The sequence below is a fragment of the bacterium genome (genome assembly GCA_030693425.1).
Taxonomy (GTDB): domain Bacteria; phylum Patescibacteriota; class Minisyncoccia; order Minisyncoccales; family GWA2-46-15; genus GWA2-46-15.
The window spans coordinates 170465-195574 of the sequence record JAUYAM010000002.1 but is presented as its reverse complement, the minus strand read 5'-3'; the positions used below and the strand labels follow the sequence as shown (position 1 = coordinate 195574).

The following is a 25110-nucleotide window of genomic DNA, read 5'->3' as shown; positions in this document are numbered from 1 at the left end:
CAAGATCCCTAAGCATGTTATAATCTAAAATATGAAATATCCTAATCTTTATCAAGAAAAAAAGCTTTGGAAAAAAGGCTATAAAACAGTCGTTGGTTTAGACGAAGCAGGTCGCGGCCCGTTGGCTGGCCCGGTCGTCGCCGGCGCCGTCAGCATACTAGATACTAAATACCAGATACTAAATACTAAAACCAAAGTTAAAGATTCTAAACAATTATCTTCTTTGCAAAGAGAAATAATTTATAAAACTATTCTCAAAGATACTCGGTTGCGGTGGGGGATAGGAATAGTGAGCGAAAAAGTGATCGACAGAATCAATATCTTGGAAGCAACCAAGCTAGCCATGGTCAAAGCCTTGAGAAACCTAAACAACAAATTACATAAATTACCAAAATCACACGATCGTGAAAAATCTGTAGGCTTAAGTTTTTTGATTTTGGACGGAAATTTCAAATTAAATCTGCCGTTATCGCAAAAGTCAATTGTCAAAGGTGATGAAAAGGTTTTTTCCTGCGCCGCAGCTTCCATATTAGCCAAAGTCACCCGGGACAGAATCATGGTTAATTATCACAAAAAGTATCCGCGCTACCGTTTTGATTTGCACAAAGGCTATGGCACAAAACTCCATTTAAAGCAGCTTAAAAAGTACGGCCCCTGCAAGATTCATCGGAAAACCTTCCGACCGATTACCTAAAAAGTTGACAACCCTCTTTTTTAATGATATACTCAAAGCAGATTTACTTCTTAGGGTTTGCCCTCTCGAGTCCGCACTGAGTTTATAGGCGGAGCTATAGGTGGAGCTACGCGGTCCGCGGGCGCGGGAAGCGGGGACTTAGGGGACTTATATTATGTCTCGCGACCATCTCGAGAGGGTTAAAAAAAGTCTGCCTTCCTTGTTTCTTGGGGAGGGCAGTTTTTGTTGTCAGACCTATTGCTGTCTTGTATGGTCAAGATAAGCATTGCCAAAAAATATAGGTTTTGCTATCATTTAAATTAGAATTTCCGTTAGAAGAATACTAACTACTAAATACTAACTACTAGATACTTTACGTATGGGTGGCGTACCAAAACAACGGCATACTAAGTCAAGAAGGGATAAAAGAAGATCCCAGATTTTTTTAGTTCAGCCAAGCCTGACTGTCTGCTCCCATTGCAAAAAGCCGAGCCTTCCCCATACCATCTGCAAGAACTGCGGCTATTACCAGAACAGAGAAATCATCAATGTTTTAAAGAAAGCTGAAAAGAAAAGAAAGAAAAGGGCAGAAAAAGGCCTGGAACCTAAACCAGAAACATCCTAACATTCTAACATTCTAACATTTAAGCATTTTAGCATTCCGACAAATCAGCTGTTTGAATGTTAAGATGATAAAATGTTTAAATGATTTATGGCCAGCCGTCATTTATCACGATCAATTGCCATGCAATCCCTTTTCGAGTGGGATTTTTATGGTAAATCAGACAACATTGACGAGATCGTCGATCAGAATCTCAAAGAATTCGGACCGGGCTTAGAAAGCCAGGATTTCGCAAAGCAATTGGTCAAAGGAGTAACAGACCATTTATCTAAGATAGATAAAATCATTATCGAGTCCGCCCCTGAATGGCCTCTAGAACAAATTACCATGGTTGACAGGAATGTCCTGAGGATCGGGCTTTTCGAGCTTCTCTACGCTAAAAAAGAGGAAGTGCCGCCAAAAGTAGCTATCAATGAAGCCATTGAGTTGGCAAAATCATTCGGCGGCGAGAGTTCGGGCAGATTCGTCAACGGAGTCTTGGGGACCGTTTATAAGGGGATCGAAGATATCGAAGAAGAGGAGATTGCCAAGGCTGGCGACAAAATCCCTTTTGAGCTTTTGTCCGGAGGGGTGGTCTATCGGAAAAAAGACGGTGTTTGGCAAATCGCCCTTTTGCTCGACGTCTTTGGCCGCTGGACTCTGCCCAAAGGCCACGCCGAAGGAAACGAGACTCCGGAAGAAACCGCTCTTCGGGAAATCAAAGAGGAACTAGGCTTGACTGAACTTAAGATTATAAAGAAGATCGGCGAAAGACAATACGTGGCCCACGAGCCGGACAAGGGCCTGATAAAAAGGCAGGTGACCGATTTTCTCCTGGAAGCTCCGGAAAACGCCGAGCTCAAAGTAGAGAAAAGCAGCGGCATCAAAGACGCAAAATGGTTCGGCCTAGAAGAGATTTCCGATTTGAAGCAGTATCAGCGGGTCAGGTCTTCCATAGAGGAAGCAATTAAGACTTTGAATCAAGAAAATAACAACCAAAATACTTAATCTTCATGAAGGATTTTGCAAAACTGGAAAAGGACCTGAATTTGAAGTTCAAGAACAAAGATTTGCTGACTCAAGCTTTCTGCCACAGGTCATATCTCAACGAGAACTCAAAGTTTAATTTAGAGCACAACGAAAGGCTGGAGTTTCTGGGGGACGCCATCTTAGAACTGGTGGTCACGGAGTTCCTTTACCTTGATTATCCGAAGAAAACCGAGGGAGAACTGACTTCTTGGCGGGCGGCTCTGGTTAATTCTGACAGCTTGGCCGAAACCGCCAAATCCCTGAACTTCAACGATTACTTGCTGCTGTCTCGAGGCGAGACAAAAGACGCCGGAAAAGCCAGGTCGTTCATCCTGGCAAACGCTTTTGAAGCCTTTATCGGCTCCCTCTATCTTGACCAGGGATATAAAATCTGCCAAACTTTTATCAAAAAACACCTGACTAACAAGCTTCCGGAAATCATCAGCAAAGGCCTTTTCAAAGACTCAAAATCCCATTTCCAGGAGGAGGCCCAAGAAAAAGTGGCCGTCACTCCGACCTACAAGGTGCTCAAGGAATCCGGACCAGACCATGTCAAATACTTTCAAATCGGAGTCTTTCTCGGAGAAGAGATGGTTGCCAAAGGCGAAGGCTCTTCAAAGCAGGAAGCCGAAGAGCAGGCGGCCGAACACGCCCTAAAAGTCAAAAAGTGGAGTGAGTGAAACGAACGCAACCCCGCCCTCTATGCTTTATGTATTACGAAGCTTATCAATTTGAAAAACTCGCCAGAGACAGAGAAAGAAAACTTAAGAAAAGATTAATTGCTTAGAGGGCGGGGTGTCTCTCGTCCTTCTAGGACTCAAGCCATGCTAGTCATCAGATTATTTCGAGTCGGTAAGAAAAATCAGCCAGTTTTCAAAATCGTCGTCACCGAAAAAAAACATGCTTCGAGAGCTGGCCGTTTTGTCGAAGAGGTCGGTTTTTACAATCCTCTGACCAAAGAAAAGATTCTAAAAGCTGACCGTTTAAAATACTGGCTGGGAGTCGGCGCCATAGCTTCAGACACAGTCCATAACCTCTTGATATCAGAAAAGGTTATTGAAGGGGCAAAAAGAAAGATTACCATCAAAAAGTCAAAGAAAGAAAAACCCGAAGCAGCCAAAGAAGCAAAACCGGCGGAAAAGCCAGCTTTAGAGAAAGAACCGGAGCCAAAAGAAGAACCGAAGCCTGCTGAAGAACCAAAACCCGCCGAAGAGCCAAAACCTGGAAAAGCAGAAGAAACGGAAAAGCCTGCAGAGGAGCCCAAAGCAGAAGAAAAACCAGAGCCGATAGCTGAAACAAAGCCTGCAGAGGAGAAGGCCGAACCAGAAACAAAACCGGGGTTGACAGAAGAAAAACAATAGATATACTTTAATTAGCGCGGTTCTCCTGAATGACTTTCATCTATCTAGAGAATCGAGAAAGAAAGGTCGATCAATACGGAAGATCCTTTTAACACCAAAAGAAAAATGGAAAAAGTAATCGCAGATCAGGACTTTCTGGAATTCCTTATCAAGGCCTTGGTTGATCACCCCGAGGACGTCAAGGTTGATAGAAGGGTTGACGAAATGGGAGTTTTGCTCTCATTGAAACTCAACCCCGAGGACATGGGCCAGATCATCGGCCGGGGCGGAGCCACGGCAAGATCCATCAGAAGCCTGGTGAGAATTGTCGGGCTGAAGAATCACGCCCGGGTCAACCTCAAGATCGAGGAGCCCGAAGGCGGCAGAGTTCCCAGACAAAGAACTCAAGAGGGAGAAGTCAGCGCCACCCTGGAAGACCTGAAACTCTAAACAAAGAATATTCCGGTTAATTTTACAATCGGCGAAGACGGTGCTACCCTGAAAAGTGTCACCGTTTTTGTTTATACTACGGATCAACACGGATCTGTTACGGATTCTGACGGATTCACGGATTAGTGTATCAGTGGAAATCTGTCAAAAATCTGTGTTGATCAGTTTCTAAAAATGCTTACTTTTGACATTATCACCATTTTCCCGAAATTCTTTGACTCATTCCTGAATGAGTCGATTATAAAAAGGGCGCAAAAGCAAAAACTGATTAAAATCAGGGTTTTTGATTTAAGAAGGTGGGCCAAAGACAAGCACAGAACGGTTGACGACAGGCCTTTTGGCGGCGGAAGGGGGATGGTCATAAAGATTGAACCGATCTATCGCGCGCTCACTGCACTGAAAATTAAAAATCACCCTGTCATCCGACAGGGTGCCCCGTCGAATGACGGGGCAAAATTCAAGACTATTCTATTTTCTCCAAGGGGAAAGAAATTCAACCAGAAAACAGCCTATCAATATTCCAAGCTCAACCGAATTATCATGGTTTGCGGCAGATATGAGGGCGTGGACGAGAGAGTGGCAAAATATCTGGTTGATGAACAGGTGTCTGTCGGCGATTATGTTATGATGGGAGGGGAGGTGGCGGCCATGGCGGTGATGGAATCCGTATCGAGATTGATTCCCGGAGTCTTGGGCCATTCAGAGAATCTTCCCGAAAGGATTGAAAAAGGCGGGGGATTCACCGAATTCCCCCAATATACCAGGCCGGAAATCTTTAATCCCCGCCTTCGCTCCGCCTCCGCTAAAGCTTCGGCGGACAAGCAAGGCTACGGCGGGCAGGCTAAAAAGGGAATAAGCTGGAAAGTGCCCAAGGTGCTGTTAAAAGGAAATCATAAAAAGATTGAAGACTGGAGAAAGAAGCGTTTAAAAACGATTCATTAAAAAAACCGCACAGCGATGTGTGCGGGTATAATATCATGGAGAGCTATTGTCAGGAACGATTCTCTGCTCTCCATTGTTTTGCCCCCTTTTCTCCCGCTTTGGTAAACCGGTTGACGTCCGAGCGGCTCCGGTTGGTCACTCTAGTTCTGTAGCTGATTGCCACAATGCACGCAGAAGCGGTTAGGCTGGACATTTCGTCGTCCGCATTTCTTGCAGACGACGCGATCGGGCTTAGGCGTTCGCACCATTCGTGTTCCGCATTTGGAGCAGAAAATCTTTGCGCCACGATGCCCAGAACTCGTCTCATGACAATTTGGGCAATTAAAACCGACTGTCCAGATCGCTATTTCCCAAATTACCATGAAAACCGCACAGACGCCAAGAGTGACAAAAAACGCACCTGTGAGCGACATACTTGGATTAAAACATATTAAATTTTCTCAGTCAAGGTCAATTTTTAACTTTTCACTTTTAATTTTAGCAGTAGCATCATGTGTGGAATTGTCGGTTATATCGGTAAAAAACAGGCTTTGCCAATAATCATTAAGGGATTGGAGAACTTGGAATACCGTGGATACGACTCGGTCGGGATTTTAATCTATGACGAAAACAAAAAAGAGACTTACGTTGAGAAAAGCCCGGGGAGAATCAAGGACTTTATCAGGATTATCAAGCCTGACGCCGAGGGCAGTTTGGGCATCGGCCACAGTCGGTGGGCGACTCACGGCGAAGTGAACAAAGAAAATTCCCATCCCCACTGGGACTGCGCCAAAAAGATCTTTGTCGTCCACAACGGCATTATCGAAAACTTTGAGACTATCAAGAGTCTCCTGATTGAAAAAGGCCACGTTTTTGCTTCAGAAACAGACACCGAAGTCTTTCCTCATCTGATTGAAGAGCTGATGAAAGAAGGGCTTGTTTACGAAGACGCGGTCATGAAAGCCCTGAGACAAGTCAAAGGCAGTTTCGCCTTTCTTATCTTCAACAGGGATTATCCCGAGCTCATGATCGCTTCAAGGTTTTCCAGTCCTTTGATTCTCGGCACGGGCAAAGAAGAGTTTATCGTTGCCTCTGACCAGACGCCAATCGCCTCGCTGACAAAAGAAGTGGTCTATCTCAACGACGGCGACGTCGCTTTCGTAAAAAGGGACGGTTTTAAGCTAAAATCTTTTCTGAGAGAAGGAACAAAAGCCGAAAACGGTATTATCGATTTCGTCGCCGCGGAAACGGAAAAGGGCAGCTTTGACGACTATATGATCAAAGAAATCTTTGAAGAGGCGAAAGCCGTCGAAAACACTCTGAGAGGAAGGCTGCTGCTTGAGCAGGGAACGGCAAGGCTCGGAGGCCTGGAAGGGATTTTAGAAAAGCTCAAAGATATAGACAATATTCTGATTTGCGGCTGCGGCACCGCTTTTTACGCGGCCAAGCTGTCTGAGTATTTTTTTGAAGAATATGCAGGAATTCCCACCAAGGCCGATCTGGCTTCCGAATTAAGGTACCGAAAGCCGGTGATGACTCAAAAAACCCTTTTACTGGCAGTCTCCCAGTCAGGAGAAACTGCCGACACCCTGTCCGTAGTCAAGGAAGCCAAAGATAGGGGAATTCTGACGCTGGGCATAGTCAACGTCGTCGGCTCTTCGATCGCCAGAATGGTTACAGCCGGCATCTATTCTCACGCCGGCCCGGAGTTGGCCGTCGCTTCAACCAAAGCTTTTCTGGCCCAGATTACAGACTTGATTTTGTTAATGGTCTTGATGGCCAGGCAGAGGAAAATGCCTCAGGATTTGGGAAAAGAGATCCTGGAAGAGCTGAACGAGATCCCAAAGAAAATCGAAAAAATCATTTTGGACTGTGCCCCGACAATCGAGGATTTGGCGGCAAAATGCCTCTCTTACAAAAACTTCCTTTATCTAGGCAGAAAATACAGCTTTCCGATCGCTCTCGAAGGCGCCTTAAAACTTAAAGAGATATCTTACGCCCACGCCGAAGGCCTGGCTGCCGGCGAAACCAAGCACGGGCCCATTGCCCTGATTGATGAAAACTTTCTGACCGTGGCCATCGCCCCGCAAGATTCTGTCTATGTAAAAACCGCTTCCAATCTTGAAGAAATAAAGGCGAGAAGAGGCAGGATTATTGCCGTGACTACCGAAGGAAATAGAAAAATGGAAAGGCTGGCGCAAGATGTAGTCTATGTCCCAAAAACCCTAGAGCTGCTGACGCCATTATTAACGATCGTCCCTCTCCACCTTTTTGCTTACTATTTTGCCAAAAAACTCGGCCGCGATGTAGACAGACCGAGAAACTTGGCAAAATCAGTAACAGTAGAATAACTATCTTATCACCATCACTCCTGCCATCGTCATTAAGGCGGCGACAATTTTCGCCGGCAGGTTGCCTTTTTCTTTCAAAAAGATTACTGCCAGCAGCACGGTTAGGATGACTTTTGACTGAGAGATCGGAGAAATCTGGGATGCCAAGGCGCCTTTTCCAATGGCCGTGTTAAAAGCAATGGCGGAAACTGCCCAAACAAAAGCCAAAAGAAACATAGTCTTGGCCGGCTTTGGCTTTAAAAGGCCTTTCAGTTTTTTAAGCGAACTTGGATAAAGCAAGGACAACAACAGTCCCGGCAGCAAAAAGCCTATAACCGTATATGAGGTCGGATCTGAAAACTTCATTAGATAGGCGTCGTTTACCACGGCCAAACCCCCAAGGATAGCGGCAATCAAGGCATAAAGAGCGCCCTTGTTTATGGAAAAGTCCTTTAATTCGGAAACCAAAATAATGGAAATAATAATCAAAGCCGTTCCTAAAAGCCTTTGGGCAGTCAGGGATTCGTTGAGAAAGAAAGCGGAAGCGGCTATGGTTACAACGCTGCCAAAGCTCAAAATGATCGTTCCTTTGGAAGCTTCAATCAGCTTTAAGGCTTTGAAAGCAAACAGGGTGCTGAAGGCATAAAGCATTGCTTCCAGGACAAAGTTCAAAGGATATTCCTTGATAGGCGGCATTTTAAAACCATTGATAAAAGCGAATGCCAAACATATCAAGGCTCCGGAAAACGCGAGAGCGATGGTATAGGAAAGGGGATCACTGTCCTCGTCCTTCATCAAAACTCTCTGCAAAATAGTGATGAGAGAAGCGGTAAAAACCGATATGATTGCGTAAATCAGCCAGGTCATAATCCTATAGTTTTTTAAGTTTTAACTTTTCTCGAAATACTTTTATTCCGTAATTCTTCATCAATATTTAAATATTTTTAATCATTCTTCATGCAATACCTCTTCTAATTTTACCAACTCAGCATGTTGCCGTTCTATCTCTTTTTTCTCCTTTTCTATTCTTTCGTGTTTTTCCTGAAACCCTTTAGGAATAGGCTGGTTGCTTTTTAAAAGATAATCGTAAATAGCCTCGGCCAAAGCGTCAACTGCCAACAAGGAACAGTGAATTTTAAAAACAGGAATCTCTCCCAATTTCTTTATCAAATCATCTTTGGTAATTTTCATCGCTTCTTTTAGAGTTTTACCCTTAACCATCGTAGTTAAAAGACTAGTATTGGCTATTGCGACCGTACAGCCAAAAGTTTCAAACTTTATATCTTTAATTATCTCTTTGCCTCTTTTATTCTTTTCAACGTTTATATAAAGATACATAATATCACCGCAACGCAAATTACCGGCCTTGCCAAGACCTGATGGATTCTTTATTTTTCCGACATTTTGGGGATTTTTAAAATATTTTATTATCTCTTTGGAATACAACATATTAAAATTTAAAACTTTTTTTAAAAGGAGAAATCCTTCTTAAAATCTTGATTTCCTCCGGTAAAATCTTTAAAAGATATTCGATTTCTTTTGTGGTTGTCCACCGGCCCAGGCTTAATCTCAGAGACCCGTGGGCATCTTGCGGTTTCAAGCCAATGCCCAAAAGCACATGGCTTGCCTGCAGCTTTGCCGAAGAGCAGGCCGAACCGGTTGAGGCGCAAACCCCCTTAAAGTCAAGGCTCAAAACCAAAGACTCGCCTTCAATGAACGAAAATCTGAAATTGATATTATTGGGCAGCCGCTTTGAGGGGTGGCCGTTGAGATAAGAATGAGGAACTTTTTCAAGAACATCTTTTATAATTTTATCGCGAAGACCGGCCAGATAAAAACTTTCTTTCTTCATCAGTTTTTGGCATAATTCGCAAGTCTTGGCAAAGCCGACAATTGCAGGCACGTTAACCGTTGAAGCCCGCAAGCCTTGTTCGTGGCCGCCGCCGTGCAAAATAGGCTCAATTCTTGTTCCTTGCCTGACAAAAAGCAGAGCCGCCCCTTTTGGCCCGTACATTTTATGAGAAGAGCCGGTGAGCAAATCGACTCCGCTTTTGCCGACGTTTACCGGGATTTTCCCCAGAGATTGGGATGCGTCGGTATGAAACAGAATTCCCTTTTCGCGGCAGATTCTGCCAATTTCTCTGATCGGCTGGATTGTTCCGATTTCATTTGAGGCGTGAATCACGGAAACGAGAATCGTGCCTTTTTTAGTCGCTTTTTTGACGTCTTGAGGATTGACCAGGCCGTACTTGTCAACTTTCAGACGGGTAATTTCAAAACCCTGTTTTCCCAGCCATTTAGCGCTTTCCATAATACAAGGGTGTTCAATGGAAGAAATAATAATGTGATTGCCCTTGTCGCGATTGGCAAAGGCCACTCCTTTTAAAGCAAGGTTATTGCTTTCTGTAGCAGAACTGGTGAAAAAGACATCTTGTGGCTTTGCGCCGATCAAACTGGCAACGGTTTTTCTGCTCTGCCCTAAAGCGTGTTTTGCTTCTTGCCCCAAAGAGTGAAGCGACATAGTATTGCCGAACCTTTCGGAGAAATAGGGGAGCATAGCCTTCAAAACCCGGGGATCAACCGGGGTAGTGGCAGCATAGTCTAGATAAACAAGTTTTTTAGCCATATTTTTAGGTTAGTTTGGCAGAGGACATTCCTCTGCCGTTTGCTATTGTTTAATTAAATCTGCCAGGGTAGTGGAGCCCATTGAGGCCTCAAACGATTGCTCCATTTCCCGCCAAAAGGTTTTTGCTGAGCATTGACGCGCCATTGGACAACTTGCCTGGCATTTGGTTAAAAACGCTTCTTTTTCAAGCGCTATGACAATATCGCCGGCTTTAATCTCTGTTGCGAGCCGGGCCAAAGAGTAACCGCCGCAGCTGCCCTTATGAGAGATCAAAAAGCCGTCAGCTCTCAACTCCTGGAAAATCTTTTCTAAGTATTTTCCCGGGATCTTTTCTTTGGCGCTGATTTCTTTGACCGAGCAGGATCTTTTTTCTTTGGCTAGGCGTATCATCGCTCTCAAGCCGTAATATGTTTTTGTTGATAATTTCACGGTATTTTGGATACTCAGACTATTTTGGTCTGATTTAACTATCTTAACCAAAGCCAGAACCCTTGTCAAATCATTCGCAGGTGTTATTATAATACCGTATTTTATCCGCTGTAAATTTTACAAAGAAAGGAGGAAAAAATGGTTCGCTCAAGTCCGCACGACGCGTTGGTAGGACAGGTTTTGGTCGCAACAAAACGACTGCCAATACTCATCAATAAGATGATCGGACGCCTTGAAGAGAAAATTACGGAAACTACCTCGGAATTTGAGAAAACCGAACACCGTCTCGGTATACTCAAGGCGGAACTCAGTGCGGCACAGGCCGCACTGGAAATCGCGGAGCAAGAACAGAAATAACCAAGCGAAAAGCGGGACGAGGAGATCCCGCTTTTTTGTTTATTAGTGATTTGGCAAAGATTAGTTCTCTGTTGAATGAATACCCTTGATTTTAGGCTCTCTTTGAATTAAGATTAAGAAAGTTATGCCTGGGTAGCTTCCTCCTTCGCCCTCATTACATTCGGGCTTCGGACGGACGAGCATCAGATATTTCTTTGCTCTGCTCGCCCATCGAAGCTCTGATGTAAATCAGAGCGTAGTTGGGCCTGGGTAGTTCAGTGGCAGAACGCTTTCTTGGTAAGAAAGAGGTCGAGAGTTCAATTCTCTCCCCAGGCTCCGTATCCGCATTAATCAGCTTAATCAGTATTAACCAACGTCAAATAAATATGGCAACAAAAAAACCGCACACAAAATTACAGTGTTCAGTCTGTAAAAGAGTAAATTATTTCACCAAAAAGTCTAAGAATATTGCTGAGACTAAGTTAGAATTAAAAAAACACTGTCGTTGGTGCCGCAAACACACTTTACATAAAGAGGGAAAGAGATAGGCACCAACGACCCTGAATTTATTGAAGGGTGAAGGGCAAGTGGTGCAGAGCCCACCTGTTTAACCTCAGGGGTTAAACAAGGTTAGTAAAATATATGCTGATTGATGATGTTAAAATAACAGTTAAAGCTGGCAAGGGCGGAAATGGAGCCGTGGCTTTTAACAAAATCCGGATGGCTTTGGGTCCGACCGGAGCTGACGGCGGAAGAGGCGGCAACGTTTATCTGGAAGGTATTTCTAACTTAAACAGTCTTAATCAGTTCCGCTACAAAAAGGTTTTGGCGGCAGAAGACGGCATGAACGGCAAGGGCCAGTTTAACGACGGCCGGGATGCCCCAGATCTTGTTTTAAGAGTGCCTGTCGGCACAGTTGTCCATAATTTGACCACTAACGAAATCCAAGAAATTATTACTATTGGCCAGCGCCTATTAATAGCTAAGGGCGGCCAAGGCGGCAAGGGCAACTTTAAATTCCGGTCTTCGACTAACACCAGCCCGAGACAGTTCCAAGAAGGCCTAAAGGGCCAAGAGTTTGAATTAAGGCTTGAGCTAAAGCTGATCGCTGACGTGGGCTTAATCGGTCTGCCCAATGCCGGCAAGTCAAGCTTGCTCAATGAATTAACTAATGCTAAAAGCAAGGTGGCCGACTATCCTTTTACCACCCTTGATCCGAATCTCGGAACCTACTATGAACTGATTTTGGCTGATATCCCCGGGCTGATTGAAGGAGCTTCGGCTGGCAAGGGATTGGGAATCAAGTTTCTGCGCCATATTGAACGGACCAAAACGCTTTTCCATTTGATCTCAGTTGAATCCTCTGATTTAATAAAAGATTATCAAGTGATCAGAAACGAACTGGCTGCCTACAATCCAGAACTGTTGTTAAAGCCTGAATACGTCTTTCTCGCCAAAGCCGATCTGTTGAAGCCGGAAGAACTTAAAGAGAAATTAAAACAATTGAAAAAAGCAGGCAAACAAGCAATGACTGTTTCCATTATTGACGAAAAAAGCCTTGAGTCGGTAAAGAAAATCCTAAACCAGTTTATTAAGGAAAACCATTGAAAAACTGTTCTTTTGTGACATAATATTAACAGAAGGGGGACGTGGTGAAACGGCTATCATGGGAATCTCCAAAATTCTTGTTCCTGGTTCGAATCCAGGCGTCCCCGCTGGAGGTTAAGTTCTCTCAAATTTTGGTTCCGATTAAGTTTCTCTTGCCCAAAAGGAGGCTCATATGGGAAAAAGTGTTAGTTTGTGTTGGAAAATTGAAACAGAACTCAACCTGCTTGAAGACGATCGGCCGAGACGCATTGTTCTTTTCACCTATCCTCGTCTGGATGACCTTGCGAGAGAAAGGGGAATCACTCTATACGATGCCCGCAGAAAGATCGCGCCGAAAGCGATTGAGTTCGTAGCACAGGCTCTGGGGATAAGCCCTGATAACCTATGTTGGCGCGAAGGAGGAAGAAATATTATTATCGAGCCAAGATACGGCTGCCGATTTCCGCCTAAAGGAGAAGTTCCATTCCGAGCCGAATAAATGGAAATGCCCCGAAGCAAAACGCTTCGGGGGCTTTTCTTTTTATGTTAGTATTAATTAATATGAGTCTTGAGATTAAAAAATATCCGGATCCGGTTTTAAGGAAAAAAGCCGAGCTGATAAAGCAAGTCGGGCCAGCGATTTTCGAATTGATCCGCCAGATGAAAGAAACTCTTACTCCTGAAGGCAACGAAATCAGGGGAGTAGGCTTAGCCGCCCCCCAGGTCGGAATATCCCAAAGAGCGATTGTGGTTTTAATTAATAAACGATTGAGGGGTTTTATCAACCCGACGATTACCAGGGAGAGTCGAGAGAAAGTCAAAAAAGTAGAAGGTTGCCTAAGCTTTCCCGGCCTCTGGTTGGAAATCAAGAGGCCAAAGTGGGTAGAAATAAAAGCGATTGATGAGGAAGGGCGGGAAATTGCGTTTAAGGCCGAGGGTTTTCCAGCTGGGGTTTTCCGGCACGAAATAGATCATTTAAACGGTGTCTTGTTTTTTGAAAGACTACCACTGTGGCAGAAATTAAAGATAAAAAGAAAATTAAATTCTCAGTATGCTGCTACGTAGCAGTAGAGTGAAAAAGATGGGACTTATTGATTATTTAATTGCCAAGGGTTGGCTGAAAACGCCCGAGATCATCAGGGCTTTTAAGGCGATAAAAAGGGTTGATTTCTTGCCAGACGACCTCAAGGACCTGGCCGAAATCAATGAAGCTTTGCCGATCGGCAACAACCAGACCATTTCCCAACCCTTAGTGGTTGCCTTTATGCTGGAATTATTACAGCCAGAGCCGGGACAAAAGATATTGGATATTGGCTGCGGTTCCGGCTATACAACCGCCCTTTTGGCTCGCATCGTCGGAGGAAATGATACCAGATACAAAATACTAGATACTAAATACAAAAGTAAAGTAGTTGGCGTTGAGATAATTCCAGAGCTAGCGAAGTTTGCAAGAGACAATGTCGCCAAGTATAACTTCGTTGAAAATGGGATAGCTGAGATTATCTGTGCCGACGGCTCAAAAGGGTATGCCGAGGAATCTCCTTACGATAAAATTCTGGTTTCTGCCAGCCTCCAGGCTGAAAGTCCTGAGCCGAGTCGAAGGAACGAATTGCCAGAAGCCCTTATACCCGGCTGGGTCGGGCCCGGCGCCAGAGCGCCTAGGGCCTGGAAAGAACAGTTGAAAATAGGCGGCAGGATTGTCACGCCCATAGGGAATTCCATCTGGCTTTTTATAAAAAAGGGTAAAGATGAATTCGAAGAGATTGAATACCCTGGCTTTGTTTTTGTTCCCTTAGTGTCAAAATAATGAATCTCATGAAAAAGACCTTGATTCTATTATCCCTTCTCGTTTTGGCAATCCTTATTGGAACTTGGCTAGAAATGAACCTTGCTTATGATAACGCCTCAACCGAAGAAAAACTCTTTTCTGTTGAAGAAGGGCAAGGCCTTTTTGCAATAGCCAAGAATCTCAAAAAAGAAAATTTAGTCAGACAGGAATGGTTTTTTGACATCGTTGTTTTCTTGGAGGGCGGGGCAAGAAAACTCCAGGCAGGGGATTACCGATTCTCTCAAGCTATGACGCCTCGGGAAATGGCAAAAAAAATCATTTCTGGGGACATTGCCAGGCAAACCATAACCATACCCGAGGGCTGGAATATGCGTGAAATCGGCCAATACCTGGAACTAACCGGCCTCATGCCTGCTGCAGATTTTATTAGAGCTGCTGACGAGGACTTTTCCAAAGAGTTTTTATTCCTGGCAGACAAGCCGAAAACCGCTTCTCTGGAAGGCTATCTTTTCCCCGACACCTATGAATTGAAAATAGGGGAGGAGACGAATATTTTAGTCAGAAAAATGCTGGTTAATTTTGATGAAAAACTGACTCCGGAGATCAGGTCAAAGATTAAAAGCCAAGGGAAAACTATTTTTGACATAGTCACCATAGCTTCTTTACTCGAAGAAGAGGTAAAGACTCTTGAAGACAAAAAGATTGTCTCCGGCATCCTCTGGAAAAGGTTGAAAACCGGCATGCGGCTTCAGGTTGACGCCACTATTGTTTATGCCCTAGGCGCTCTGGCGCCGGGCCCGACCCGGTCGGGTATAAGGGCTCTAGGCAAAAGTCCGGGAAAGCTCACTTATGACGACCTGAAAACCGATTCTTTTTACAACACTTATAGGTACGCGGGCCTGCCGCCGGGCCCCATTGCCAATCCGGGCCTGGAAAGCATCAAGGCCGCCATTTACCCAAAACAAAGCAGTTATTGGTATTATCTGTCTGCGCCTGACGGAACCACTTATTTCAGCCAGACCCTTGAAGAGCACAACCTAAATAAGGTAAAATACCTTAAATAAGTAATAATCTCGGGCTTAGAAATATGAACAAGGAGGTATTAATTAAAACATGCCGGTCAATAATTTTTGTGACGAGGCGATCGTATTTGTTCTTATTGACGGCTATCGGACTGTTTTTCGCGCTCGGCGTTATGTCCACCGAACCTATTTCGACTTACCCCATTCCTTTACCTACGCCGCCTTCATACTGGGGGAAACCGATTTCGGAGATGAACGAATGGGAATTAAAAGAAACGATCCTTCTTAAAAAATGCGAGTTTCAAAGGCTTATCCGCGAATCAGTAAAATCGCAAGTGAAATCTTTCGAGAGCAACCTTTCTTTTGGAATGCGAAGCGAGAAAGTGAAACAGCTGCAGCTTTTTTTAATAGGCGCGGGGGATTTAGATTACGGTTTAGACACTGGTTTTTTCGGCACGAAAACTAAACAGGCCCTGGTAAAGTATCAAAAAGACAGGAATATTATGCCAGCCTCGGGCTACTTTGGTCCAAAAACAAGGGTTCTGGCAAACGCTTTTTTACTTGATAACAAACCTGAACCGTTTTGTTGGTAAAAGTAAAATACCTTAAATAACACCCTAAAACAAATAAGATGCTCAATAAATTTAAAGAGTTTCTCAACAGCCAAAAAAAGTTTATCGGCCCCGCCATTCTGGTAATCCTGGCAGTTCTTCTGGCTGCCTTTTTTTATTTCCAGCAAAGAGGGGTGCCTCGGCAGGAATACCGAGAAAGTTATCGCCTGGTGCCGGAAAAGATCTCAAAATCGGCAGCCATCCCGATCTTTCTGCCACCGAAAACAGACAAGGCCAAAGCCATTGAAAACATCAGCTTTGAACCGGCAATTGAAGGAAAATGGCTCGTCCAGGAAAACAAGAAAAATATCCTCGCCTCGGTTTTGTCAAACGCACTCCCGGAAACCGAAAACGCAGTCTACTTTAGACCGGACTCGGAGCTGAACCTGAACCGGCACTACTCAGTCAGGCTGGCAATGGCAGGAGAAGTGTCTCTGAGCGACGACTTCCTGGCGACCGAAGATCCGGAAATCATCGGCATTTTTCCGGCAAAAGACTCTGAAGCTCCAGAGCTCTCGGAAATCACTATTATCTTTAACCGGCCAATGGTTCCTTTGACTACTCTCGGGTATCTAGAAGAAAAAGAGGTGCCGGTGGAAATTACCCCCAAGACCCCGGGAAGATTCAAGTGGATCACCACCAGAAATCTCCAGTTCATACCCGAAACAAGGCTGCAGAGATCTTCAAACTACCAGGTAAAGATAAAATCTGGGCTTATTTCAATGGACGGTCTGGAGGTGAAAGGAACGACCAATAACTTCTATACCAGAAAATTGAGATATGCTGGCCTGTCCCAGGGACAAATTATCTACAACCAGCCGATTGCCATTCATTTCAACCAGCCGGTAGATCTGGAAAAAATTAAAAAGGAGATGTCTTTGACGAACGTTAGCGGCCAAAATGTATCTTTTGTCGCCCAGCATGCCGAAGAGGAGAAGGGCGCTGACAAACCTTTCTGGTCAATTGAAAACTGGAAAAATCTCCTGACCAGGCCCCTGTCTGAAACAAAATCGTCTTCTACTAAAGACCAAGCTCTATCAACCATCCTGATCTATAAAGAAAAAGACAGGTTTGGCAGAGAAAAACTCTGGGATTTCAACGAAAGTTACTCTCTGAAAATAAATAAAGCTTATCCCCTTGAAGGCGACATTATCTTGGGGCAAACTTCGCAGACAAGCGTTAATGTTTCGGGCGTCATCGAAAATATTACTGCCACATCGGAAAGGACGGGTTACGCCCGGCAAAACTTCTTTGATCCCCAGGGAAAGCTCCTGGTTAGCTTTTACGAAGAAATCGACCTGGAAAAATCGGAAATAAGAATTCCTAAACTAAACACTATTGCTTACGCCAAAGACTGCAAAGACAAAGACCAAGCTTTTTACAATCCAGAAACCTGCGAAAAAGCAGACAATAAAAAAGTTTTGGAAATCACTTTCAAAGGCCAAGAGGTTGGGCTTGGTGAGACTTTAGAAATCAATTTTGAGAGAGTCGTCAATGCTCAAAGTCTGACTATCAACAAAGACCCGGTTAAAGTCAGCGTCGTTTCTTATCCCAAGTTCAAAATCTTGAAGACTTTCCCATCAGACAATAGCCAGGACGCCAGCGTCAGGGATTTCATTATCTGCTCCAATTCACCTCTCAAGGTCCCGGCTAAAGAAGATTTTAAAAAATACCTTAAAGCAGATTTAGACTACACTGTCACTTATTGGCCGGCCTCCTATCTGATAGATTATATCTATTCCGGTTCCAATCAGCAATGCGATCTCAAACAGTTCTATACCAGCATTAGCTACGGCTTAATGCCCAGATCGCGCTATTTGCTCGAGCTCAACCTGGAAGACGTTTTTGGCCAGAAAGCCAGCCGCTCTCTTGAATTTGCCACCGGCGACATACCTTCTGCCTACTTGAATTTCTACCATTTCCAAAAAGACTACAGCGTCACCTCTCCTTCTAAAACTAAACTGACCTATGCCATCGAGAATATGGAATATGTCAATATCGATATCTGCAAGCTTTCTGCTCACGATTTTCTACGCTATACGGTTAAAAGGCCAAAATATTCTGACTCGCCAGAAACCCTGACCGGCTGCCAGGAAAGAATTGCTAAAACCATTGAGCTGCCCCAGAAATTCTGGTGGAAGAATTATTTCCAGGTGGACATCAAAGATTATTTCGAAGACCAGCTCGGCTACTACATTGTTACTTTTTCCCATCCCAACTACCGGACGAGCTACTGGGTTATGGAAAATAACAAATGGCTGGAAAGAAAAGGACAGCTTTACGAAAGGACTCATTTGAATGTGACTAACTTGGGTGTGGCTGAAAAAAGGATCCAGCCGGAAACTGCTTTTTACGGCACGGGCCAGCCTCTGACCGAAAAAGAATTAAACTCTCTCCGCAATCTCTACTGGGTGACCAACCTGGCGGATCTGACTCCTGTCAGCGGGGTTAAAGTGAGCCTTTACCAAGGCGATGATTTAAGTCCCGCCGGAAGCTTCTTGACCAATGACGATGGCGTCGCCGAAACCAAAGTTGTCGCTGGCTTAAGAGGCGCCATCATTGCCAACGGCCAAGATAGCACCGTCATCCCCCAATGGGGCGCCGAATTAAACTGGGCTAGCCTTGCTTCCGTAGCAAAAAGAATCTACCTCTATACCGACAAGCCCATTTACAGGCCTGGCCAGGAAGTCTTTGTCAAGGGAATCATGAGATTGGGATACGACGGCAATTACGAAATCTGGCGCGACAAAAAAATCGATTTCAAGGCTTACAACTCCAGAGGAGAAGAGATCTTCGGCCAAAATCTGGAAGTTAGCGACTTCGGAACCTTTGACGCCAAAATTCTGCTCGACAATAACGCTCCCCTGGGAAGCTACCGGGTCTGCGCCGACCAGTTCAGCTGCATCCTGGTTGACGTCCAGGAATACCAGGCTTCGGCTTTCCAGGTGGAAATGACCGCTAATAAGGAGGAGTATATTTCCAAGGATATCGCCAGTCTGGAAATTCAAGCCAATTATTACTTCGGGGTCCCCTTAGAAAAAAGCAGGATCAATTATACTTTCAGCAGCCAGGATTACTATTTCGACAGATTTCCAGTTTCCGGAGAATACTTCAGAGTCGGTCCGGAAAGAGACTATTGGCTGCCATATTCCTACAACGACAGGTTTTTGTTCAGAGGCGAAACCGAACTTGAACAGGGCAAGGCGAAAATCTCTAGTTTGCTGGATCTGGCAAAACTATTGAGGTCAGATGAAAAACCCCAGAGCAAAATCATTGTTGTCGACGCCACCCTGACCAATCCCCAGGGACAAAGCGTTTCTATTCAGAAATCTTTTATCCTGCACGCCGGAGAATTCTATCTGGGAATCAGCTCTGACAAATACTTTCTCGGGAAAAACGAGGAAGCAAAGATAAAAATCAAAGCCGTTGACGTTCAGGGAGCTCCCAAAAGAGTTGGCAATATCAATCTCAATGTTTACAAGATCGACTGGATTTACTCGAAAAGGCAGGAAGCGACCGGAGGATATGGCTACAAATGGGAGAAGAAAAAAGAATTGGTTAAACAATACAACTTCAGTACCGATGGTCAGGGCGAGTATATCCAGCCCTTGAAACTTTCCAAGGAAGGGGAATACGAAATTGAGGCTTCTGCCAGAGACTCTAAAGAGAATTCCATAGTTTCAAGCTATAACATCTATGTCTGGGGAGAAGGCCAGGTCAGCGTCAGGCCGACTGAAGGAACAGATCTTGAAGTCAGGGCAGAAAAAACAAATTTAAAAGTCGGTGAGGAAGCGACCGTTATTATCAAGTCGCCCTATGTAAAAGCCACCGCCCTAATTTCCATCGAAAGAGGCAGGATTTTCGACTACCAAATAAAGGAAATCGAAGGCAGCCTTTCCAGGTTCAGTTTTAAGATCGAAAAAGAATACGTTCCCAACGTTTTTGTTTCGGTCCTGCTCCAGTCTTCAACGCCTGAAGTCAAGTTCGGAAAAGCAGAGTTTAAAGTTGACACCGAAACCAAAGAGCTGGAGATCTCGGTCAAAGCCAACAAGACCAATTACCTGCCCGGAGAAGAAGTTTCGCTGGACATTGAAACAAAAGACGCCGCCGGATCTCCGGCTGAAAGCGAGCTGTCGATAGCCGTGGTCGATTTGAGCGTCTTGGCTCTCAAGGGAAACCCCAAGAAAGATCCTTTGGTCTTTTTCTATGACGGCTTTCCCTTGACGGTTTCCGCCTCTTCAAACCTGAAAAATATTCTTGTTGAAACGGAAATTGTAAAAAGCAAAGGCGGCAGCGGCTTGGCTTCAGAAGCCCCGGGAAAAAAGGCTAGGGGAGTTTTTAGGGAAACCGCTTTTTGGCAGGCGGTTGTCAGAACGGATGTTTTAGGAAAAGCCAATGTCCGATTTACTCTCCCTGACAACCTGACCACCTGGCAAACGGAAACCATCGGCCTGACAAAAGATACCAAACTCGGCGTCAACTACCAAGAATTCATGGTCAGGAAAGAATTGATGATTGTTCCCATAAAGCCGAGGTTCACCGTTCCCGGCGACAAGTTCTTCATCGGCGCCAAAATCTTCAACCAAAGCCAAGAAAACCAGAAACTCGACCTTGTTTTTGAAAGCCAGACTCTTTTGTTGAAAGACGATGCCGCTCAAAAACAAGTGAGAGTTGACAAGGGGCAGACGCAGACCGTCTACTTTCAGGTCCAGTCTCCAGAACAGATGGAAAGCGGAGAGCACGTTTTTAAGATTTCTGCCAAGAGCCAGAGCCTGGAAGACACGGTCATTCAATCTATAAAAATCACGCCCAACAACACCTACGAAACCACTTCGACCGCAAACTATACCGCAGACAAAACCGCCAAAGAGTACGTATTCCTGCCCGAGGAAGTGGTCAGGGAAAAAGGATCTCTGACAATAAATAGCTCGGCCACTTTGGCCGTCTTCCTTTCCGACGCCCTGAATTACCTCATCCAATACCCCTACGGCTGCACCGAGCAGATCGGATCCAAGCTCAACGCCATTGCCATCGTCAAAACCGGGCTCAATCTTCCCAACCTCGCCGACAAGTTCAAACTAGAAAAAGTTAAATACAATGACAAGGAATATTCGATTGATGAAATCGTCGAGATCGGGCTGGCCCAGCTCTACGACAACCAGAGATACGACGGCGGCTTTAGCCTTTGGAGAGGGGGGGATTCCAACTACCACGCCAGCCTCCAGGCTGCCGAAACCTTAAACAACCTTTCTCTGGCCGGATACAATATAAACCAAAACAGCTTGAAAAGAGTGGCCGACTACCTCTACCAGCAAATCACCGCCAAAGAGCGTCTTTACAACCAAAGAGATAACATTATCCTGGCCGCTTACACTCTGTCGCAGCTGCCCGATTGGGACAAAAGAGAAAACTTGAGGAAAAAAGTTATTGAAATTGCCAACGACGATCTCTTTATCAAGGAAAATATCAGCAACGCCTCGCTGGCGTATCTCGCAATTCTAACAACAGACAAAAAGAACGATTTCCCCTTGATTCTCAAGCGAAAAATCTTTGAGACTTTGGAAAACCGCGTCGACATCGATTCCCGGGGCGCTTTCTTGGAGCCGAACCAGAATCTGCTCTGGTACTATTACGAAACTCCGGTCAAGGACACGGCTCTTTACTTAAAAGCCCTGGCCAAAGACAAAAGCAAAAGCCCGATCTTGGACAAAATAGTCAGATGGATTCTTAATTCCAGAGAAAAGGACGGCGCCTGGGGATCAACCAACAACACTCTGGCGGCGATTGAGGCTTTCACCGATTTTCTCAAGTGGAAAAGGGAAACCGAATCAAATTTTGTCCTCGGCCTCCAGATCAATGACAACCTTAAAGATAGCTTCCACTTCGAACCTTCAACTATTCTTAACCAATTCAGAAAAATCATTCCCCTAAAAGACCTGAAGTTCGGCGAAACCAATACTGTCGTTTTCAACAAGGAAAATGTCAACCTATCTGCTAACAATTTCTATTACGACATGGCTCTGAAGTATTATCTTCCGGCAGACCAAATTGCCCCGCGAGATGAAGGCTTCTCCATTGTCAGGGAATTTTTCCGCCTAGACGATCTGGAAAATAAAAACCCGGTCAGCGAGGCTAAAACCGGAGACGTTTTGAGAGTCCGCCTCCAAATAATGGTTCCCAAGTCCAGGCACTTTGCCACTGTTGAAGACTACATTCCGGCCGGCCTGGAAATCGTTAATCTTGACTTGGCTACCGAACAAAAATCTTTAAGGCTCCAGGAAAAAGAGCTGAACAACTTTGAGTTCAGGCCGACTTTCAAAGAACTGAGAGACGACCGGGTCTTCCTGTTTACGGAAAACCTGAGCCCGGGAATCTACGAATTCAACTACTATGTTAGAGCCATTGCCAAAGGAGACTTCCTCCATCTGCCCGCCTTGGCTTTTGAAATGTATTTTCCGGAGAACTTCGGCCGCACCGCCGGCGGCCGCTTCCTAGTTGAGTAAGACTAGTTACTTTCGACGAAAATCGTCAGCTCCTGAGTCAGGCCAGATTCAGAGACGGCTTTGATTTGATAGACGGAGGAGACCCGGTCTCCTCCGTTTCCAAAAGCCTGCGGCGAAAAAATCCAGGTTTTGCCGCAGCCTAAAAATTGATTATTAGCAAACCAGTCAACTTCCTGGCTGGCGCGCAGAATGATTCTAGTATTGAGTTCGAGCAGAAAAGAATCGTTGTCGTGCGGAAGGAGAATCAGGGATTCGTCTTTTTCGGTCAGAAGATTTAAGGCCTTCTGATAATCGTCGCCCTCAAGGCCGTAGTTAAAATCCCCGTCGTTCCTGAACTCTTTGACGAGGTCAAACTCAAAAGCGGTTTTTTTGTTGTAGCTAGAATTTAAAAGCAGCTCCATGACTTCAGAAAAGATCAGGCCGGCTCCTTGCTGACCGGAAACACCTTTGGTCGGAGAGGCGTCGGCATTGCCGACCCAAACTCCAACCAGAAAATCAGGGGTGTAGCCGACAACCCAGCTGTCTTTAAAGTCCCTGGAGGTGCCGGTTTTTAAAGCGTAGTTTTCCTGGAAAAGATTGAGTTCGCTTTTCATTCCGAACTGATCAATCGAGGTTTTCCGATCGCTCAATATCTTATTGACCAGCTGGATATAGCCCGGTTTAACTACAGGCTGTAGAATTACGGAGACCGGGTCTCCGATAGTTTTGTGGGAGGTCCGACCTCCCACGTTTTGGCATTTGAGTATTGAAAGGTCTTTCAAAATGCCCTGTTGGGGAAAGATCGTAAAATACCTTGCCAGATCAAAAAGGCTCAAATCTAAACTGCCGAGGGCGATTCCCAATTGATAGTTTTCCCAGGGCTGCAAGGGCTTTATGCCCAAATCGTTCTCCAAGAAATAGTAAAAGTCATTTAAGCCGACGTACTCTAAAACCTTTACTGCCGGCACATTTAAACTGTTGCTCAAGGCGTAATGGAGATTGACCTGACCGCGGTACCGATAGTCAAAGTTTTTCGGGTAAAGAGGAAAGCCCAAGGCGGTAATGTACTTGTACTCCCTGTCTTCAACTAAAGAGTAAGGCCTTAAACCCTTTTCAAAAGCCTTGAGATAAATAAAGGGTTTGATTGTCGAGCCGATGGGTCTGGGCTCAAAAAGCATATTAATTTGATAGCCAGAATCTAAGGAACCTGCGTCCGGCGAGCCGATCAAGGCCAAGATTTCGTTCTCTGGCAAGCCAATCACAACGACGGCGGCGTTCTTAACTTCTTTGTCAGCCAGATTCCCCAAGTTTCGCCTGACGGTTTCCCTGATTTTCGAGTTTAGGTTTTGGTCCAGGCTGACCCGGCAGGAATCAATTCCTTTGGCTAAAAACGGTTTCAATTCAAAGTAAGAGTCGCCAACGCGGTCGTGTTTTTTTATGTTTCCTAGAACCTCTGAAACTTTGGTTATATCGGACTCTTGCGCAGGAAATCCCATTCTTTCTGAAACAGCCAGAGTCAGCTCCTGGTTCTTCTTGCCGGCCGGGTTGTTTTCCGTCGGGCTCGAGATCGTTGCCAGAAGCTGGAAAATCTGGGCATCGGTCAGCATTTCCGGATCGACTCCAAAATAAAACCGGCTCGCCTCGAGAATTCCCTGGGCCAGGTTTCCGAAATAAATCGAATTAGCGTACATTTTTAAGATTTCCTTTTTCGCGTGAAAGACTTCTAGGCTCAAAGTATAAAAAGTTTCTTTAATCTTGTTTCCCAAATCCCTTTTGAGTTCATTCCCTAAAAGAACTTTTACCAGCTGCTGGGAAATGGTGCTCGAAGCTTTTCTCTTGCCGATGCCAAAATATCCACTCGCCGACTGGATAATGCTCAAGGGATTTATCCCGAAATGGTAATAGAAAAATCTGTCCTCTTTTTTAACCAAGAGAGCGGCGATTTTCCCGGGGACGTTCTCGAGAGGACGGTTAAAATAACCTTTAGAGTTCGGCTCCAAGGCGATCATTTCTCCGTTTCTGTCATTTATTGCCGGCGAAGCCTGAAGATTATAAAGATTTACCAGCTGCCCCTGTTGATAAAAACCGGTGATAAAACCCAGGATAATTAGGGCAAGAATGATTGTCGCCAGTTTTCTTTTTTTAAGATTAAGGTTCATTTGCCTCTAAGCTCTTATCGTCCTATTATACTATATAGAAATGTCCAAGGCTTTAGAAGAAAAAAAAATAGCTTTAATCATTGCCTTTCGAGACTTCAACGACGAAGAGTATTTGGTTCCTAGAGGAATCCTGGAATCGGCGGGTTTTAAAATTATCACCGCCAGCAACAAGCTCGGCCAGGCGATCGGCGCCTACGGCCAAGAAACAGACGTAAATCTCCTGATCGAGGATCTCAAGGTTAAAGACTTTGAAGCTGTCATTTTTATCGGGGGGTCTGGAGCTTCAAGGTATCTTGACGATCCCAACGCCCACCGCATCGCTTTGGAAACTGTTCTAGAGGATAGGGTTTTAGGGGCAATCTGCATCGCCCCGGCTATTCTCGCCAAGGCCGGCGTTCTCAAAAGCAAAAAAGCGACTGTCTGGTCTTCAAATATGGACAAAAGCTTTGTCCAAATCCTGAAAAAAGAAGGAGTTAATTATGAAAATAAACCAGTAGTTGCCGACGGGAAAATAGTTACCGCTTCAGGGCCTTCAGCTGCCCAAGACTTTGCCATGACAATCATTGACAAGCTGAAATGACTTTGCTACTATAAATCCAGAATTGCCGCAGACAGCGGGGACCCGAATCGAGCCGTAAGGCGAGGTTACAGGGTTTAATCAGCCCGCCCAGGCATGAATCGGTTTATAGTTTTTTAGAATAAACTGATAATTGTTTGTCTGCGCC

24 protein-coding genes and 2 tRNA genes are annotated in these 25110 nt (G+C 45.0%); 20 read left to right on the top strand and 6 right to left on the bottom strand.

Features of this window, described 5'->3' with window-relative positions; all coding sequences use genetic code 11:
* The first annotated feature begins 31 nt into the window (after positions 1 to 31).
* From Q8N16_01450 to trmD, 7 genes are all read left to right on the top strand, one after another.
* Positions 32 to 694 carry a ribonuclease HII gene (locus tag Q8N16_01450; protein ID MDP3093408.1) on the top strand — a complete coding sequence of 221 codons (663 nt, stop codon included), beginning with the start codon at positions 32 to 34 and terminating at the stop codon, positions 692 to 694.
* Positions 695 to 1052: 358 nt separating this feature from the next.
* Positions 1053 to 1298, top strand: a complete 246-nt coding sequence (gene rpmF, locus Q8N16_01445; protein MDP3093407.1) for a 50S ribosomal protein L32 — start codon at positions 1053 to 1055, stop codon at positions 1296 to 1298.
* An 87-nt stretch (positions 1299 to 1385) separates the two neighbouring features.
* On the top strand, positions 1386 to 2282 hold the full coding sequence (gene nusB / locus Q8N16_01440) for a transcription antitermination factor NusB (GenBank protein MDP3093406.1): 897 nt from the start codon (positions 1386 to 1388) through the stop codon (positions 2280 to 2282).
* 5 nt (positions 2283 to 2287) lie between these two features.
* The gene (rnc, locus tag Q8N16_01435) at positions 2288 to 2983 is read left to right on the top strand and encodes a ribonuclease III (GenBank protein ID MDP3093405.1); all 696 of its coding nucleotides are present in this window, start codon (positions 2288 to 2290) and stop codon (positions 2981 to 2983) included.
* Positions 2984 to 3127: 144 nt separating this feature from the next.
* Positions 3128 to 3664 carry a 30S ribosomal protein S16 gene (gene rpsP, locus Q8N16_01430; GenBank protein MDP3093404.1) on the top strand — a complete coding sequence of 179 codons (537 nt, stop codon included), beginning with the start codon at positions 3128 to 3130 and terminating at the stop codon, positions 3662 to 3664.
* A 105-nt stretch (positions 3665 to 3769) separates the two neighbouring features.
* Positions 3770 to 4093, top strand: a complete 324-nt coding sequence (locus Q8N16_01425) for a KH domain-containing protein (GenBank protein ID MDP3093403.1) — start codon at positions 3770 to 3772, stop codon at positions 4091 to 4093.
* A gap of 174 nt (positions 4094 to 4267) precedes the next feature.
* The gene (gene trmD, locus Q8N16_01420) at positions 4268 to 5035 is read left to right on the top strand and encodes a tRNA (guanosine(37)-N1)-methyltransferase TrmD (protein ID MDP3093402.1); all 768 of its coding nucleotides are present in this window, start codon (positions 4268 to 4270) and stop codon (positions 5033 to 5035) included.
* A gap of 49 nt (positions 5036 to 5084) precedes the next feature.
* Here trmD and Q8N16_01415 read toward each other — a convergent pair whose 3' ends face one another.
* Positions 5085 to 5342 (bottom strand): hypothetical protein, encoded by a 258-nt coding sequence (locus Q8N16_01415; GenBank protein MDP3093401.1) that lies wholly within the window; start codon positions 5340 to 5342, stop codon positions 5085 to 5087.
* Positions 5343 to 5526: 184 nt separating this feature from the next.
* Between Q8N16_01415 and glmS the strand changes: the two genes are divergently transcribed.
* On the top strand, positions 5527 to 7365 hold the full coding sequence (gene glmS, locus Q8N16_01410; protein ID MDP3093400.1) for a glutamine--fructose-6-phosphate transaminase (isomerizing): 1839 nt from the start codon (positions 5527 to 5529) through the stop codon (positions 7363 to 7365).
* On the opposite strand, the gene Q8N16_01405 is transcribed toward glmS, so the two are convergent.
* The 4 genes from Q8N16_01405 to Q8N16_01390 form a co-directional block, all read right to left on the bottom strand.
* Positions 7366 to 8211: an EamA family transporter gene (locus Q8N16_01405; GenBank protein MDP3093399.1), complete on the bottom strand. Its 846-nt coding sequence runs from the start codon at positions 8209 to 8211 to the stop codon at positions 7366 to 7368. It abuts the gene before it with no gap.
* An 81-nt stretch (positions 8212 to 8292) separates the two neighbouring features.
* Positions 8293 to 8793 carry an iron-sulfur cluster assembly scaffold protein gene (locus Q8N16_01400; protein ID MDP3093398.1) on the bottom strand — a complete coding sequence of 167 codons (501 nt, stop codon included), beginning with the start codon at positions 8791 to 8793 and terminating at the stop codon, positions 8293 to 8295.
* 1 nt (position 8794) lies between these two features.
* A complete protein-coding gene (locus Q8N16_01395) occupies positions 8795 to 9970 on the bottom strand; it encodes a cysteine desulfurase family protein (protein MDP3093397.1) in 1176 nt (391 codons plus the stop codon).
* A gap of 42 nt (positions 9971 to 10012) precedes the next feature.
* On the bottom strand, positions 10013 to 10399 hold the full coding sequence (locus tag Q8N16_01390) for an Rrf2 family transcriptional regulator (GenBank protein ID MDP3093396.1): 387 nt from the start codon (positions 10397 to 10399) through the stop codon (positions 10013 to 10015).
* A gap of 138 nt (positions 10400 to 10537) precedes the next feature.
* Between Q8N16_01390 and Q8N16_01385 the strand changes: the two genes are divergently transcribed.
* From Q8N16_01385 to Q8N16_01335, 11 genes are all read left to right on the top strand, one after another.
* The gene (locus Q8N16_01385; protein MDP3093395.1) at positions 10538 to 10756 is read left to right on the top strand and encodes a hypothetical protein; all 219 of its coding nucleotides are present in this window, start codon (positions 10538 to 10540) and stop codon (positions 10754 to 10756) included.
* A gap of 243 nt (positions 10757 to 10999) precedes the next feature.
* Positions 11000 to 11071 (top strand) — tRNA-Thr (locus tag Q8N16_01380).
* 50 nt (positions 11072 to 11121) lie between these two features.
* A complete protein-coding gene (gene rpmG, locus Q8N16_01375) occupies positions 11122 to 11283 on the top strand; it encodes a 50S ribosomal protein L33 (protein ID MDP3093394.1) in 162 nt (53 codons plus the stop codon).
* Positions 11284 to 11377: 94 nt separating this feature from the next.
* On the top strand, positions 11378 to 12343 hold the full coding sequence (gene obgE, locus Q8N16_01370; protein MDP3093393.1) for a GTPase ObgE: 966 nt from the start codon (positions 11378 to 11380) through the stop codon (positions 12341 to 12343).
* Between the two features lie 35 nt (positions 12344 to 12378).
* A tRNA-Trp gene (locus tag Q8N16_01365) sits at positions 12379 to 12450 on the top strand.
* Between the two features lie 65 nt (positions 12451 to 12515).
* Complete coding sequence (locus tag Q8N16_01360) at positions 12516 to 12821, top strand: hypothetical protein (protein ID MDP3093392.1); 306 nt, start codon at positions 12516 to 12518, stop codon at positions 12819 to 12821.
* Positions 12822 to 12883: 62 nt separating this feature from the next.
* Positions 12884 to 13387, top strand: coding sequence for a peptide deformylase (gene def / locus Q8N16_01355; protein MDP3093391.1), 504 nt, complete (start codon positions 12884 to 12886; stop codon positions 13385 to 13387).
* A gap of 16 nt (positions 13388 to 13403) precedes the next feature.
* Entirely contained in the window at positions 13404 to 14129 is a 726-nt protein-coding gene (locus tag Q8N16_01350) for a protein-L-isoaspartate O-methyltransferase (GenBank protein MDP3093390.1), read from the top strand.
* Positions 14129 to 15175 (top strand): endolytic transglycosylase MltG, encoded by a 1047-nt coding sequence (gene mltG / locus Q8N16_01345; protein ID MDP3093389.1) that lies wholly within the window; start codon positions 14129 to 14131, stop codon positions 15173 to 15175. The genes Q8N16_01350 and mltG overlap by 1 nt, the downstream gene beginning before the upstream one ends.
* Positions 15176 to 15384: 209 nt before the next feature.
* The gene (locus tag Q8N16_01340) at positions 15385 to 15726 is read left to right on the top strand and encodes a peptidoglycan-binding domain-containing protein (GenBank protein MDP3093388.1); all 342 of its coding nucleotides are present in this window, start codon (positions 15385 to 15387) and stop codon (positions 15724 to 15726) included.
* Between the two features lie 38 nt (positions 15727 to 15764).
* The gene (locus Q8N16_01335; protein ID MDP3093387.1) at positions 15765 to 22247 is read left to right on the top strand and encodes an alpha-2-macroglobulin family protein; all 6483 of its coding nucleotides are present in this window, start codon (positions 15765 to 15767) and stop codon (positions 22245 to 22247) included.
* A gap of 2 nt (positions 22248 to 22249) precedes the next feature.
* Here Q8N16_01335 and Q8N16_01330 read toward each other — a convergent pair whose 3' ends face one another.
* Positions 22250 to 24385 carry a transglycosylase domain-containing protein gene (locus Q8N16_01330; GenBank protein ID MDP3093386.1) on the bottom strand — a complete coding sequence of 712 codons (2136 nt, stop codon included), beginning with the start codon at positions 24383 to 24385 and terminating at the stop codon, positions 22250 to 22252.
* A 40-nt stretch (positions 24386 to 24425) separates the two neighbouring features.
* Between Q8N16_01330 and Q8N16_01325 the strand changes: the two genes are divergently transcribed.
* Entirely contained in the window at positions 24426 to 24965 is a 540-nt protein-coding gene (locus Q8N16_01325; GenBank protein ID MDP3093385.1) for a DJ-1/PfpI family protein, read from the top strand.
* Positions 24966 to 25110: the final 145 nt, after the last annotated feature.

Coding starts and splice junctions, on each gene's coding strand:
- Q8N16_01450 (MDP3093408.1), top strand. CDS start 32: ATGAAATATCCTAATCTTTATCAAGAAAAAAAGCTTTGGAAAAAAGGC.
- rpmF (MDP3093407.1), top strand. CDS start 1,053: ATGGGTGGCGTACCAAAACAACGGCATACTAAGTCAAGAAGGGATAAA.
- nusB (MDP3093406.1), top strand. CDS start 1,386: ATGGCCAGCCGTCATTTATCACGATCAATTGCCATGCAATCCCTTTTC.
- rnc (MDP3093405.1), top strand. CDS start 2,288: ATGAAGGATTTTGCAAAACTGGAAAAGGACCTGAATTTGAAGTTCAAG.
- rpsP (MDP3093404.1), top strand. CDS start 3,128: ATGCTAGTCATCAGATTATTTCGAGTCGGTAAGAAAAATCAGCCAGTT.
- Q8N16_01425 (MDP3093403.1), top strand. CDS start 3,770: ATGGAAAAAGTAATCGCAGATCAGGACTTTCTGGAATTCCTTATCAAG.
- trmD (MDP3093402.1), top strand. CDS start 4,268: ATGCTTACTTTTGACATTATCACCATTTTCCCGAAATTCTTTGACTCA.
- Q8N16_01415 (MDP3093401.1), bottom strand. CDS start 5,342: ATGAGACGAGTTCTGGGCATCGTGGCGCAAAGATTTTCTGCTCCAAAT.
- glmS (MDP3093400.1), top strand. CDS start 5,527: ATGTGTGGAATTGTCGGTTATATCGGTAAAAAACAGGCTTTGCCAATA.
- Q8N16_01405 (MDP3093399.1), bottom strand. CDS start 8,211: ATGACCTGGCTGATTTACGCAATCATATCGGTTTTTACCGCTTCTCTC.
- Q8N16_01400 (MDP3093398.1), bottom strand. CDS start 8,793: ATGTTGTATTCCAAAGAGATAATAAAATATTTTAAAAATCCCCAAAAT.
- Q8N16_01395 (MDP3093397.1), bottom strand. CDS start 9,970: ATGGCTAAAAAACTTGTTTATCTAGACTATGCTGCCACTACCCCGGTT.
- Q8N16_01385 (MDP3093395.1), top strand. CDS start 10,538: ATGGTTCGCTCAAGTCCGCACGACGCGTTGGTAGGACAGGTTTTGGTC.
- rpmG (MDP3093394.1), top strand. CDS start 11,122: ATGGCAACAAAAAAACCGCACACAAAATTACAGTGTTCAGTCTGTAAA.
- obgE (MDP3093393.1), top strand. CDS start 11,378: ATGCTGATTGATGATGTTAAAATAACAGTTAAAGCTGGCAAGGGCGGA.
- Q8N16_01360 (MDP3093392.1), top strand. CDS start 12,516: ATGGGAAAAAGTGTTAGTTTGTGTTGGAAAATTGAAACAGAACTCAAC.
- def (MDP3093391.1), top strand. CDS start 12,884: ATGAGTCTTGAGATTAAAAAATATCCGGATCCGGTTTTAAGGAAAAAA.
- Q8N16_01350 (MDP3093390.1), top strand. CDS start 13,404: ATGGGACTTATTGATTATTTAATTGCCAAGGGTTGGCTGAAAACGCCC.
- mltG (MDP3093389.1), top strand. CDS start 14,129: ATGAATCTCATGAAAAAGACCTTGATTCTATTATCCCTTCTCGTTTTG.
- Q8N16_01340 (MDP3093388.1), top strand. CDS start 15,385: ATGAACGAATGGGAATTAAAAGAAACGATCCTTCTTAAAAAATGCGAG.
- Q8N16_01335 (MDP3093387.1), top strand. CDS start 15,765: ATGCTCAATAAATTTAAAGAGTTTCTCAACAGCCAAAAAAAGTTTATC.
- Q8N16_01330 (MDP3093386.1), bottom strand. CDS start 24,385: ATGAACCTTAATCTTAAAAAAAGAAAACTGGCGACAATCATTCTTGCC.
- Q8N16_01325 (MDP3093385.1), top strand. CDS start 24,426: ATGTCCAAGGCTTTAGAAGAAAAAAAAATAGCTTTAATCATTGCCTTT.